Source organism: uncultured Nitrosomonas sp. (genome assembly GCF_902826915.1).
GTDB lineage: Bacteria > Pseudomonadota > Gammaproteobacteria > Burkholderiales > Nitrosomonadaceae > Nitrosomonas.
The window spans coordinates 19122-30868 of record NZ_CADEGP010000031.1; the positions used below are offsets into that span (position 1 = coordinate 19122).

General features: G+C 43.9%; 15 protein-coding genes and 4 pseudogenes. 10 read left to right on the forward strand and 9 right to left on the reverse strand.

Features of this window, described 5'->3' with window-relative positions; genetic code table 11:
• Positions 1 to 63: 63 nt before the first annotated feature.
• The 5 genes and pseudogenes from QZV86_RS07155 to tadA form a co-directional block, all read right to left on the reverse strand.
• Positions 64 to 221 (reverse strand): annotated as a pseudogene (locus QZV86_RS07155) (ATP-binding protein); the annotation flags it as partial.
• Entirely contained in the window at positions 205 to 369 is a 165-nt protein-coding gene (locus tag QZV86_RS07160) for a hypothetical protein (RefSeq protein ID WP_295625512.1), read from the reverse strand. The gene QZV86_RS07160 and the pseudogene QZV86_RS07155, both read right to left, overlap by 17 nt.
• Entirely contained in the window at positions 354 to 755 is a 402-nt protein-coding gene (locus tag QZV86_RS07165; protein WP_295625515.1) for a FecR domain-containing protein, read from the reverse strand. The genes QZV86_RS07160 and QZV86_RS07165 overlap by 16 nt, the downstream gene beginning before the upstream one ends.
• 324 nt (positions 756 to 1079) lie before the next feature.
• Entirely contained in the window at positions 1080 to 1571 is a 492-nt protein-coding gene (locus QZV86_RS07170) for a L,D-transpeptidase (protein WP_295625518.1), read from the reverse strand.
• Positions 1561 to 2052 (reverse strand): tRNA adenosine(34) deaminase TadA, encoded by a 492-nt coding sequence (gene tadA / locus QZV86_RS07175; protein ID WP_295625521.1) that lies wholly within the window; start codon positions 2050 to 2052, stop codon positions 1561 to 1563. Before tadA ends, QZV86_RS07170 begins: the two co-directional genes overlap by 11 nt.
• Before the next feature lie 139 nt (positions 2053 to 2191).
• On the opposite strand from tadA, the gene prmB reads away from it, so the two are divergent.
• The 3 genes from prmB (at position 2192) to QZV86_RS07190 (ending at position 5274) form a co-directional block, all read left to right on the forward strand.
• On the forward strand, positions 2192 to 3091 hold the full coding sequence (gene prmB, locus QZV86_RS07180; RefSeq protein ID WP_295625524.1) for a 50S ribosomal protein L3 N(5)-glutamine methyltransferase: 900 nt from the start codon (positions 2192 to 2194) through the stop codon (positions 3089 to 3091).
• Positions 3092 to 3426: 335 nt separating this feature from the next.
• Positions 3427 to 3549 (forward strand): hypothetical protein, encoded by a 123-nt coding sequence (locus QZV86_RS07185; protein WP_292918670.1) that lies wholly within the window; start codon positions 3427 to 3429, stop codon positions 3547 to 3549.
• 726 nt (positions 3550 to 4275) lie between these two features.
• Positions 4276 to 5274 carry a sulfate ABC transporter substrate-binding protein gene (locus tag QZV86_RS07190; RefSeq protein WP_295625528.1) on the forward strand — a complete coding sequence of 333 codons (999 nt, stop codon included), beginning with the start codon at positions 4276 to 4278 and terminating at the stop codon, positions 5272 to 5274.
• A gap of 237 nt (positions 5275 to 5511) precedes the next feature.
• On the opposite strand, the gene QZV86_RS07195 is transcribed toward QZV86_RS07190, so the two are convergent.
• Positions 5512 to 6486 (reverse strand): Gfo/Idh/MocA family oxidoreductase, encoded by a 975-nt coding sequence (locus QZV86_RS07195; protein ID WP_295625531.1) that lies wholly within the window; start codon positions 6484 to 6486, stop codon positions 5512 to 5514.
• A gap of 339 nt (positions 6487 to 6825) precedes the next feature.
• Here QZV86_RS07195 and QZV86_RS07200 point away from each other — a divergent pair.
• The 6 genes and pseudogenes from QZV86_RS07200 to QZV86_RS07225 form a co-directional block, all read left to right on the forward strand.
• Positions 6826 to 6900: pseudogene (locus tag QZV86_RS07200) on the forward strand (hypothetical protein); the annotation flags it as partial.
• 3 nt (positions 6901 to 6903) lie between these two features.
• Positions 6904 to 7164 (forward strand): annotated as a pseudogene (locus QZV86_RS07205) (IS66 family transposase zinc-finger binding domain-containing protein); the annotation flags it as partial.
• On the forward strand, positions 7151 to 7276 hold the full coding sequence (locus QZV86_RS07210; RefSeq protein ID WP_295625534.1) for a transposase: 126 nt from the start codon (positions 7151 to 7153) through the stop codon (positions 7274 to 7276). The pseudogene QZV86_RS07205 and the gene QZV86_RS07210, both read left to right, overlap by 14 nt.
• An 11-nt stretch (positions 7277 to 7287) precedes the next feature.
• Positions 7288 to 7555 (forward strand): annotated as a pseudogene (locus QZV86_RS07215) (transposase domain-containing protein); the annotation flags it as partial.
• 463 nt (positions 7556 to 8018) lie between these two features.
• A complete protein-coding gene (locus QZV86_RS07220) occupies positions 8019 to 8552 on the forward strand; it encodes a peroxiredoxin (protein ID WP_295625537.1) in 534 nt (177 codons plus the stop codon).
• A gap of 103 nt (positions 8553 to 8655) precedes the next feature.
• Positions 8656 to 9027: a TraR/DksA family transcriptional regulator gene (locus QZV86_RS07225; protein ID WP_295625539.1), complete on the forward strand. Its 372-nt coding sequence runs from the start codon at positions 8656 to 8658 to the stop codon at positions 9025 to 9027.
• Between the two features lie 19 nt (positions 9028 to 9046).
• On the opposite strand, the gene QZV86_RS07230 is transcribed toward QZV86_RS07225, so the two are convergent.
• From QZV86_RS07230 to QZV86_RS07240, 3 genes are read right to left on the reverse strand one after another with little or no spacing between them, the layout of a single operon-like run.
• A complete protein-coding gene (locus QZV86_RS07230) occupies positions 9047 to 9595 on the reverse strand; it encodes a Smr/MutS family protein (RefSeq protein ID WP_295625542.1) in 549 nt (182 codons plus the stop codon).
• A 42-nt stretch (positions 9596 to 9637) separates the two neighbouring features.
• Complete coding sequence (gene trxB, locus QZV86_RS07235; protein WP_295625545.1) at positions 9638 to 10588, reverse strand: thioredoxin-disulfide reductase; 951 nt, start codon at positions 10586 to 10588, stop codon at positions 9638 to 9640.
• 5 nt (positions 10589 to 10593) lie between these two features.
• Positions 10594 to 11253 carry a protocatechuate 3,4-dioxygenase gene (locus QZV86_RS07240; protein ID WP_295625548.1) on the reverse strand — a complete coding sequence of 220 codons (660 nt, stop codon included), beginning with the start codon at positions 11251 to 11253 and terminating at the stop codon, positions 10594 to 10596.
• 277 nt (positions 11254 to 11530) lie between these two features.
• Between QZV86_RS07240 and QZV86_RS07245 the strand changes: the two genes are divergently transcribed.
• A partial coding sequence (locus tag QZV86_RS07245) for a transposase (protein ID WP_295625550.1) occupies positions 11531 to 11747 on the forward strand: 217 nt, incomplete at its 3' end.

Consider the following 11747-nt stretch of genomic DNA (forward strand, 5'->3'; position numbering starts at 1 on the left):
ATCAACATGCAAGAATTACCACCTACCAACATCCAAGAATTTCCAGTTAAGAAGTAGCGCAACTTAAATTTCGGGTGCTTTTTTGCGATGTTTGAATCGGTAAGAATCATTACCGGTTCCGAGGATATCGCAGTGGTGAGTAATGCGATCAAGTAGAGCTGTGGTCATTTTTCATCTCCGAAGACTTGAATCCACTCAGCGAAATTAAGGTAAGTGTTCATATAGCACGGGAGTATTGCTCAAATCCGGCGCAGACAACAATTTAACCGGCGCAACTGGTGGCACATCGAGTACTGCGATCGTTTCAAAACCCGCCGAAACGGTAATTTCCTTTTTCTCACCTTCGACTTGCACTAAACCGGATAACACCTCACTGCTTGTATGCTCACCCTTGGTTGTTTTCCAACGCGAAAATCAGTGCCTCGCACGGAACTGACGGCAGAAGGCGTTTTAATTCTAAAGCGGGTACCAGTCCCTAATTTTTTTGGTACGGTATTCTCGGTTCGATCCTGCTGAAATTCGATGAGCGCATCTACTGCTCCATAATCACCCAAAATCTTCATCTTGTTGATGCGAATCTGGCTATTCTCGTGCAATCGGAGTTGTAAATTATCTAAAAACTTGAGAGCGACAAAAGAATCACTTTCGCTGCGCACTTCATCGCCTGCATTTAACTTCATTCCTGTTTCAGCGGGAACCTCCGCAGTATTTCTACGTTTTATCAGTACGCTACCGTGTACATAAATTTCATGCACATAAATTCCACTAGTTTGTGTTTTTGACTATGAAACGGGTACTCTGATTTTGGTGCCGGGAGGAATAGTTAGGCGTCGGATATTTTATTGAGTCGCTGCAAACGAGTTACATACTGTGAACTGATCAAGCGCTGTTCCGAAATACTCCAGAGATTGTCCTGGCTTCACGGTATAAATCCATTCATCCGCGACCACTCGGGTGGAAAATAAAAGCAAACTGACTAATAAAAACATGCAGTGAGTCAATCTGAAGCTTTTAAGGATTAATAGAGATTCCATTTTCTCTCCCAATCACAATAGATTATTCTAAATGTTAAGGAAAAATCAATTTATTTTCGATGCAATTATCTCCACCTGTGTTCCTGCGCCCACCAGATCAAACAATTCCACCAAATCGCTATTGCGCATGCGGATGCATCCGATGGATCCGGGCTTACCCATCGTTACGCTATCCGGCGTGCCATGTATGTAGATATAGCGACGCATGGTATCCACCAAACCCAATCGATTAAAATTCGGTTCACAGCCGGATAACCATAAAATACGTGTCAAAATCCAATCGCGCTTAGGAAATTGTGCAGCCAGTTTCGATGAATAAATTTCACCAGTAGGACGCCGCTTGATAAAAACCGTATTGACGGGTTGGCCAGTGCCAATTTTAGCGCGAATGATATGTTTCCCCAGCGGGGTACAGAAGCTGCCATTCTTCTGACCTGTACCGTTCTTTGCTGAAGAAATGAGGTATTGCCGGACGATTTGTCCCTGTTCATCTATTACATCCATTTGCTGAGTAACGATATAGATATTAATTTTCATGTTTGTTCCGTTTCGTCGCATTACGCCTTTGTGCAAAAAACTGCTTTAACAATGCGCCAGCTTCAGGTGCCATGATTCCTGCATCAACTAATAAGTGATGATTCAATCGCACTTCCGCAGGCAAGTCTATAATACTGCCACAGGCACCGGTTTTGGGATCCGCTGCAGCGTAGACCAGGCGTTGGATACGCGCGTGAAAAATCGCACCGATGCACATTACACACGGCTCCAAAGTGACATACAACATGCAGTTCGGCAAACGGTAATTAGCCATATGGCTGGCAGCATCACGCATTGCAATGATTTCAGCATGTGCAGTAGGATCCGCAACAGAAATCGGACGATTAAAACCGCGCCCGACTATGACGCCATGCCGCACTACTACAGCGCCGACTGGTACTTCACCGCACTCTTGTGCTTGCTGCGCCAATTCCAAAGCAACCTGCATGAAATAATTATCTGTATCTGTATCGATATTCAATATAATGTATTCAAAATAATTAGCATGTGAGCTTCTTTCACATCTCGGTTTTTATGCTACATTGCAGTTTCATCAATATAACCAGTTATTTTCACTGCTTCTACATGAACATTTCAGCTTCTCAGTTAATTTAATACCCATGATTACCCAGGTTCAATCGCAACTGCATACCATCCGCGATTTGCTACGTTTCGCTGTCAGCCAATTCAGCAAGGCCAGCTTGTATTTTGGCCATGGATCGGCGAATGCGTATGATGAAGCGGCGTATCTTATTCTGAAAAGCTTATATTTACCACTGGATCAACTGGAATCGTTTCTGGACGCACGCGTCACAACGTACGAATGTGAACACGTACTAGAAATAATTGAGCGCCGTGTTAAAGAAAGAATTCCTGCAGCTTATCTAACGCATGAAGCTTGGCTCGGAGAATACAGCTTTTATGTCGATGAGCGCGTAATCATTCCGCGCTCCTTTATTGCCGAATTACTACAAACACAACTATCCCCGTGGATCATCGATCCGGATGTCATAATCACCGCACTCGATCTCTGCACCGGCTCCGGCTGTCTCGCCATTTTGATGGCGCATAGCTTCCCCAACGCCACGATTGATGCCGCCGATATTTCCGTTCAGGCGCTTGCTGTAGCGCACAAAAATACACAGGATTACGGGCTGGAAGAACGAATTGATCTGATTGAATCCAATCTGTTCTCAGCGTTACAGAAAAAGCGCTACGATCTGATTATCAGCAATCCGCCCTATGTCAACGCTGAATCAATGGCGCAATTACCCCAGGAGTACCGGCATGAACCAGAAAATGCGCTGGCAAGCGGTATGGACGGACTGGATGCGACGCGCAAAATCCTACAACAGGCCGCCAAGCATTTAACTGACGATGGAATTCTGGTAGTTGAAATCGGACATAATCGCGCAGCATTGGAACAGGCCTATCCGAAATTACCGTTTACCTGGCTAGAAACCAGTGCTGGAGATGAATTTGTTTTTTTGTTACAGCGTGATCAGCTTCCTCTTTCGTAATCAGTCACTTACAATAATATTTTCTCAACACACAAGCAACAACGATAGAGCTAGCATTTATCTTGCAAAGCCTGCGGCATAACTGGTTTCCTCGATAGGGATAAATATTCAAACTATTGATTTTAAATAAAAATAAACGCACAGCTTCTCTTGCATTTTGAATGACAATCCAGAGTCTACTCTCGTTTCAGGAGAACTTTCTGTAATTTTTACTGGACAAGGTTACTTGATTCTGGTATCAAGAAGACGGTCTTTTTCGTTTTTTTGAATGACCAAAGAGTTGTTTCACTTAACTCATATATCATAGGTATTTAATTTTATAGGAGATAATGGACATGAAATACTCACTATTAATTGCTGCTATTTTTGCATTCTTCTTAGTTGGATGCAGTGATCCGAAGCCAGGCCAATATCCACCAAGCCTCTATGATGGCAATAAACAAGGGGATTCTCAGTAAATCGCTACTACGGACCTTTAGAGATTTACGGAGAACCTCGCTGAAATTGATGCAGTAGCGAGAGAACTTAGCGTGATAACATGCTGTTAAGTTTTTTTCTGATTATAAAATCGTTAAAGCACGATATCTTGATAACCATGGGGTCCTGGAATTTCACCAGGTCCCCTATTCAAAGATAACTATTGTGATCTCTCTAGCATCGTTTTCGTCTAGCTGAAAGGATATCGACTGAGATGCGCTTAACGCCATCCAATCAATAACAGAGCTGGCAAGAGCTGCACATGAGACCAGGAAATAAACTATCGTGGCACGGGCACAATAAATTGACGTATCCTGACCGACCATCTATAAAGCAATCGATGAGTCAGAAAGCGTGAATTTGCGCCAATAAAATCAACCAGAAAACACTTTCATAAGCAAAATATGCTGCAAAACATGTAGCATGCCCTCCTTCTTCTCGACCACAGCATATTATCAGCCTTGCAAGTTCACTATTTTCATATTACTGCTAACCTCTCACACCACTATCAATGGTATGTCGCCGTTTAAAGCACTCCATAGAAAGGAAACCCATACCAATCTGATCGATTTATCCACAGCTGCGTAGTATTATGCTATGCATTCATTCCGTCTAGTCAACTTTTAACCGATATCAGCAGCACTATCATTCAATATCTCGAATCAATCTCTTATAAATTTTTTGTAATTTGTATGTGAGGAACAATCATGAATATTAGAACATGGGCAACCATAAGCCTCTTGGCAGTAGGTTTCTTGATCAGCAATATCGTATTGGCGGAAAAAACCTTACTCAACGTTTCTTACGATCCAACACGGGAGTTATATCAAGAATTTAATTGGGCATTTGCACGGCACTGGCTAGCAAAAACCGATGAAACAATCACAATCAAGCAATCTCACGGCGGTTCCGGCAAGCAAGCACGCTCCGTTATTGAAGGATTGGAGGCCGATGTCGTATCATTGGCTTTAGCCAATGATATCAACGCAATCGCAGAAAAAACCCAATTACTACCGGAAGATTGGCAAAAACGCCTAGGCCATAACAGCACACCTTATACATCGACCATCGTTTTTTTGGTACGAAAAGGAAATCCCAAGGGAATTAAGGATTGGGCAGATCTAGCACATCCTGACGTATCGGTCATTACACCAAACCCAAAAACATCCGGTGGAGCGCAATGGAACTACCTGGCAGCTTGGGAATATGGCAAACGGCACTATGGCGAAGATAAAGCGAAAGATTTCGTCAGCAAAATTTATAAAAATGTTCCAGTATTAGATTCTAGCGCGCGTGGCTCAACTGCCTCGTTCGTAGAACGTGAAACCGGAGATGTTTTGATATCATGGGAAAATGAGGCGTTTCAGGTGCTTAAAGAATATGGTACAAGGAAATTTGAAATCGTCATCCCTTCTCTAAGTATCCTGGCTGAACCAGCCGTCGCATTAATTGACAAAATTGTCGATAAGAAAGGTACACGAAAAGCTGCCGAAGCCTATCTCCAGTATCTCTATTCAGAAGAAGGGCAAGAAATCGCAGCCAAGCATTTTTTCAGACCTACCAGTGCTAAAGTCGCTGAAAAATACGCAGCGCAGTTTCCCAAAATAGAATTATTCAATATCAATGATGCCTTTGGCGACTGGAAAACTACACACAATACTCACTTCTCCGATGGTGGAACATTCGATCAAATCTTTTTGGAATAGTAGCAATTCTAATCAGAGGCGAATTCAAGTAATAAGTGCAATTAAGTTACGCAGCAAGTAAATCAACTTGCAATCCTAAAAATAATTCGCTCGACGACAATTCGTTAATTCATGATGATTGATCTGTCTCCAAATTAGTAAGTAGCTGCCCCAATTGATCAGGGATTAAATCGAGGAAACCGAAATCTAGAGTGACATCCAAATAATTGACTGTTGCCATCCAGCGATTAAGTCGATTTATTCCCCAGGATATTTCAAGCCGATTTTTTCCCTTATCTGATCCATCGTTTCCATCATAGCTAAGGATTCAGCAAGAGTAACTGTTGCGCTTTCCATTTTTCCCTCTCGGATACACTGATTGACTGCTGCAGCCTCATGCTGGTATCCCGCGCTCCCCCATGTGATTCGCGGCAGTTTTCTTGGACGCCACAGGATGGCCAGACGAGCACGCCAGAACATGGGAATCCAGATCATTCCCTTTGCACCCAAAATAAATGCGTTATGTGGAGAGCGTGTTTGAACTGCGCTCGATAGCAAAGCAAGCTGCCCCTGTGGATATTGCAGCATGATACCCGCTTGCTCATCGACACCGGTCGCGCCCAGGAATGCCAGCGCTTGAATTTTTGAAGGTTTCGGGCCAAAAAGATGAGATGCCAAAGCAAGCGGATAAATACCAACATCCAGAATTGACCCACCGGCAAGAGCAGGATTAAGCAATCTATGCTCGGGTTCCCACGATGCCCTGAACCCGAGATCGGCTTTGAGCATCCGAACTTCCCCGATCAACCCGTCCTTAACCCACTGCATCGCACACTTATACGCAGGATTAAACCTCGACCACATGGCTTGCATAAGAAAAAGCCGCTTTTCACCTGCACAAGCAATCATTTGACGTGCTTCTATCGCATTAAGCGCCAATGGTTTCTCACATAACACATGCTTTCCATTTTCCAGACACAGAAGCGTATGGCTCTTGTGGAAATTATGGGTTGTAGCTACATAGATAACGTCAATATCCGGATCTTTGGCTAGCGCTTCATATGAGCCATACGCGCGAGAAATGCGATGCTTTGCTGCGAATGCCTCCGCTCGCTGGATTGATCGTGAAGCCACGGCGACAACTTCAGCGCCAAGGGTCTTCCTGAGATCAGAAACAAAGCGATCGGCCATTAATCCCGCGCTTAATATACCCCACCGGACCAATGCGACCATAGAAAAACTCCTGTAACTAATTGACTTAGATTGTTTGTGTTTTTTATCAATTCATAGGTAAGGATCCAACAGCATCATCTAAAAAATTGCAACAAACTTCATTATTCTCAAACATTCTCATGAGGATAACCTATGGCATTGCCGACATAGCAGCAGAAACATATAGAAACTTGGCAAGAGAATGGTTTGATGCAGACCGCCTATTGTCATCAGTATAAGCTGAATTCGAAAACGTTTTCGAATTGGTTGCGAGTATATCGTTCCCAGCAAAAGTAGCCTCAGTTGCGCCGCATCCGATATAGCGCGAAGAGCGAATCACTGTCGCAGTTACAGTTAAGCTTGTTTGAAGAAGCTTGGGAAATCGATGCAGCTGCGATCGAAACGGAAATTGAGCAGTTACCCATACCGACGAATAGACCACCACGTATGCGCGCCGGCTGCCGACCATTACCGGATCACTCGCCACGCATTGAACACCGTCATGAACCTGAATCCTGTCAATGCAATCAATGTGGCCATTATCTGGTTACAATCTGTGAAGATGTGAGTGAACAGTTGGATATAGAACCAGCCAAATTCTTTGCCCATCCTCACATCTGTCCGCAATATGCCTGCAAGACCTGTGAAACCACTACCGCCGCAGCAATTCCATCAGCCGTCATTGATGGCGGCATGGCGGTCACAAAACTCTATTTTCCGAAAAACAGACGGAGCCCTGTGTACTGAACCGGCTTGTTGGGCGCACGCACGCCGTAAATTCTTCGATCTGCACCAGACTAATGCAGCCTAATGGCGTTGGAGGCATTACACGGCGGGCTGGTACAAATTCGCTAGGCACAAACCGGTCATCTGCCAATGGACAACAATCCCGTAGAAATCTATCACGATCGGAAAAAAGAATTGGTTATTTACCGGTTCAGAGCATGCAGGCCAACCTGCAGTAGCTATTCAAACTCTACTATTTGGCACGGCTCAACTCAATGGCCTGAACCTATCGGATTGGCTTAAAGACACTCTAATAAAATTACCTACATGGCCTAACAGACAAATTGCTACCGTTACCAACTGATTCATAGAAACGTTAAAACAAGAAAATTGATAGATGATGCCTTTGGCACGTTTACCATGGACTCCATTATTGACAACACATATCACTTTTTTCCGTGGAGAAAGATGCAGACTGCTTGAATGTCTGGATGGAAACTCAAATCATCAGGTGCTACATTTTTATAGCCACTCATTTTTCCCGATAGCTTGCTTGGAATAATTATTGTGCGATACTTTTTCAGGGTTGACTACTTAGCGATTATGCAACACCCGGTGAACGTGGCACTGCTTCTGGCTGGTATCATCTGGCCAGTGGCATCGCCACCATCCCTTCAGGAGTATTGTGTGGGGTAATATGGCATGTATACAATGCGGTGGCAGCATTTTTATTTGCCAGCATATTAGCGTTATTAGCCATAGCATGGCTACGATTGTGGGCTTGGCCTGTGCAGCATAAATATAACAAATAAGGATGGATAAATATCATGGAATGGTTAGCTATTATCTTGTCGATAATTACAGTGGGATTCATGTTCTGGTTTTTTTCCACAACTAAAAAAGCATTAAAGCTGGGTCAGCCTGCACCTGAATTCAACTTGACGGATCAATCTGGTAGAGCACATACTTTGGCAGATTTTCAGGGTAAATGGCTGGCGTTATATTTTTATCCGAAAGACAACACGCCCGGGTGCACCAAGCAGGCTTGCTCTTTTCGTGATGACCTTCAGCAGTTAACTGACTTGGGCGCCGAAGTAATTGGTGTGAGTGTGGACGACACAAATAGTCATGCTGAATTTTCTAAAAAATTTCATCTGCAATTTCCGCTATTGGCGGACACTACTGCAGAAACGGCTACTCGATATCATTCGCTCATTAATTTGGGCATTATCAAGTTTGCCAAGCGCAATACATTTTTGATCGATCCACACGGAAAAATTGCACGCATGTATTTGTCGGTCAGTGCGGCACGTAATTCTTCCGAAATAATTGCAGATTTGAAACAGTTGCAAGCAATATAAGGCATAGTACACTGTCTATGGATTTACGCTCTTTTGATTTTCATCAAAGATTGGAAATTACATCTCAGACAACATGTAAGGCATAACAGGAAATGGAGGCAGGATGGCAAATTTTACTGAAGGACAATTAATCCAGTTGAAGGCTGCGCTACATAAGCGTTATCTAGGTCTACAAAAAGAAATACGTAACGAGCTTGCACACACTCAGGATATCAGTGATGCTGAACTAGCAGAGTATGTAAACAATATACCGGACGACATTGACACGGCATTAGTCGACCGGCAAATCAACGAAATACGCGAACTGGAAATGTCGATGAAGTATCTGAGCGAACTAGAGTTCGGTGACTGTATCGATTGTGGTAGCGAGATCGGGTTTGAGCGGCTGCTAGTATATCCATCCGCACAACGCTGTATTCAGTGCCAAGTTCGATACGAAAAGGCTTTTCCGCAAGAATCAAATCCTTCATTATAATTACAAACGTTTTACCAGCTTATACTTTGGATTTGAGCAAAATGAGGATAGCGCCTCCTCCGCCATCTTCCGGTTTTGCTTGGCAAAAAGCCAATACGTCAGAACACTGCATCAACCAATTTCCAACGCTTGTTTTTAAAACCGGATCACGGTTTCTGGAACTCAATCCCTTACCGTGAATGACGCGAACACAACGAAATTTTTGTTGCACACAGATATCCAGAAAAGCACCTAATGTCTGCCTCGCTTCATCACGCGTATATCCATGTAAGTCGAGACTATCCTGAATCCTCCAGTGACCGCGCCGTAAACGTCGCAACGTTTGATGCGGCATGCCCGGCCGCACAAAAGACCACTCATCACCCGCCTCGATTTCAATGAAAACATAGTCTGTTAGCGCATCTTCTGACGTTGCATTTTCCTGGCTCTTATTTTTACGTGGGAACGGTGACGCTTTAATGCCGCCGGAAACTATTTTATCTGAGGCTGACAATGGCGCCACATCACGCATAGCTGCCTGAAACAGCGATATTTCCTCCCCATCCACAACAGAATCTTTTCTAGGCATCTAGTTTCGTCAACAAGCAGTTTTGAGTCTAAGATTCAATAACTATCTCAAGTTATCCAGATATTTTTCCACATCCAGTGCCGCCATACAGCCGCTGGCAGCACTAGTTACCGCTTGGCGATAGATGTGATCCTGCACATCGCCCGCAGCAAATACACCGGGAATGCTAGTGGCTGTCGCATTACCTCGATCACCACCGTGAGTAACAATATAGCCATTATCCATTTGCAATTGTCCAGCAAAAATATCGGTATTGGGTTTATGACCGATAGCGATAAAAACACCTTGTAAATCTATTACTTGCGTAGAATCATCCTGAGTACTTTTAATGCGCATGCCGGTAACCCCGGATTGATCGCCCAGCACTTCATCCAGTACATGGTTCAGTTCCAATTTAATATTACTGGTGCGGGTTTTTTCCATTAACTTATCAATCAGAATTTTTTCCGCGCGAAACTGATCACGCCGATGCACTACTGTCACGCTGCGCGCAATATTCGAAAGATACAATGCTTCCTCCACTGCCGTATTGCCACCACCGACAACGGCAACATCTTGTCCTTTATAGAAGAAACCATCGCAAGTTGCACATCCTGACACACCGCGCCCCATAAATGCTTCTTCGGAAGGTAACCCAAGATATTGCGCAGATGCACCAGTGGCAATAATGAGTGCCTCACAGGTATACGTCCCTTGATCGCCGATCAAGGTAATCGGTTTTTCTGTCAGTTTTGCGGTATGGATATGATCAAAAATGATTTCAGTATTAAAACGCTCCGCGTGTTTCTGAAAACGCTCCATCAATTCCGGGCCTTGCACACCCATTGCATCGGCTGGCCAGTTGTCTACATCGGTTGTTGTCATTAATTGTCCGCCCTGAGCCAAGCCGGTGATCAAAACCGGATTCAGATTGGCGCGTGCCGCGTAAACAGCGGCAGTATAACCAGCCGGCCCAGAGCCAAGAATAAGCAATGAATTGTGTTTGGTTGTCATAAATATTATTTACGGAGTAAATCGAGGACGATATTGTACTCGTAAATGATTAAATTTCCTTGCTGGCCGATTTCTCTGGCTATCATAGCCGATTGTTCACTGATGGACTTTTGATTCAGCAACAAATCCTTCTTGTTCAATTCCTGATTGGGAAAATACATCTGCGTTGTAAGAGGGGAATAATTAGGTTTAAAAATCTTTAAATGAATATGCGGAGGTCTAACCCAAGTTCCGCTAGCCGGATAAGCGCCGGGCATTACGGTCTTAAAGCGAAAAGAACCCTTATCATCAGTCTTGATAACCGCCCACCCTTGGAAGTTCTGATCCAGCCTTGCCTTATTAGGATCACGCGGATGACGATAACGACCATTGGCATCTGCTTGCCAAATATCAAGTGGCGCATTTTCAACTGGATTGCCGAAGACATCGGTTACACGTCCACCTATCACAATATGTTGACCGCTGGCATTGCCAACGCATCCATCTATTTGTGTTAAGTCATCATCCTTGTCTTTCTGATTTTTTACCGGATAGAATGGACCTTCTGTCTCTTTGGGCGTGGGCATTAGCGCTAATACTTTAGCAAAACTATTACTGCCAAGCGCACTAGCCATGCTGCTCAGGACACACAACTTAATCACTTTTCTTCGAGAAATATTTTTCATGCTGAATAGCTCGACCGCTTTATGAATTCTATTATAATTTTATAGAGCAGCGATATGAATAAAAATTCAGATGATAAAACCAATTTAATGGATATCCGATACATTTGATAAGAACTTTGCACGGTTAGAGTCATTTTCAGGTGTGAATGATGACATAATAATGTTATGAATCATATTGTTGAGTTAATTGATATGAGTTTTTCGGAGTTTGATGTCACCCGCCGCACCCGCAAAGGAAACTTTCTCAATCAAATCGATTACCTGATTTGATTGGGAATTGATAGAAAAAGCAATCGCTAAGTATGGTGCCGCAGGCCGTCCTGGCTATCCCGGGTTGCTGCTGTTCAAGATGTTGCTGTCAGGAATCTGGCACGGTGGACTCAGTGATGAATCCGTTGAAGACATGGCTAACGCGAATCTGCACGTGATGCGGTTTTTTGGCCTGAGTCTGGAACACGATGTTCCGAATCATTCGGTACTGTCTCGTTTCAGGA

Coding starts and splice junctions, on each gene's coding strand:
- QZV86_RS07170 (WP_295625518.1), bottom strand. CDS start 1,571: ATGAAAATTAATATCTATATCGTTACTCAGCAAATGGATGTAATAGAT.
- prmB (WP_295625524.1), top strand. CDS start 2,192: ATGATTACCCAGGTTCAATCGCAACTGCATACCATCCGCGATTTGCTA.
- QZV86_RS07185 (WP_292918670.1), top strand. CDS start 3,427: ATGAAATACTCACTATTAATTGCTGCTATTTTTGCATTCTTCTTAGTT.
- QZV86_RS07190 (WP_295625528.1), top strand. CDS start 4,276: ATGAATATTAGAACATGGGCAACCATAAGCCTCTTGGCAGTAGGTTTC.
- QZV86_RS07195 (WP_295625531.1), bottom strand. CDS start 6,486: ATGGTCGCATTGGTCCGGTGGGGTATATTAAGCGCGGGATTAATGGCC.
- QZV86_RS07210 (WP_295625534.1), top strand. CDS start 7,151: ATGGCGGCATGGCGGTCACAAAACTCTATTTTCCGAAAAACAGACGGA.
- QZV86_RS07220 (WP_295625537.1), top strand. CDS start 8,019: ATGGAATGGTTAGCTATTATCTTGTCGATAATTACAGTGGGATTCATG.
- QZV86_RS07225 (WP_295625539.1), top strand. CDS start 8,656: ATGGCAAATTTTACTGAAGGACAATTAATCCAGTTGAAGGCTGCGCTA.
- QZV86_RS07230 (WP_295625542.1), bottom strand. CDS start 9,595: ATGCCTAGAAAAGATTCTGTTGTGGATGGGGAGGAAATATCGCTGTTT.
- trxB (WP_295625545.1), bottom strand. CDS start 10,588: ATGACAACCAAACACAATTCATTGCTTATTCTTGGCTCTGGGCCGGCT.
- QZV86_RS07240 (WP_295625548.1), bottom strand. CDS start 11,253: ATGAAAAATATTTCTCGAAGAAAAGTGATTAAGTTGTGTGTCCTGAGC.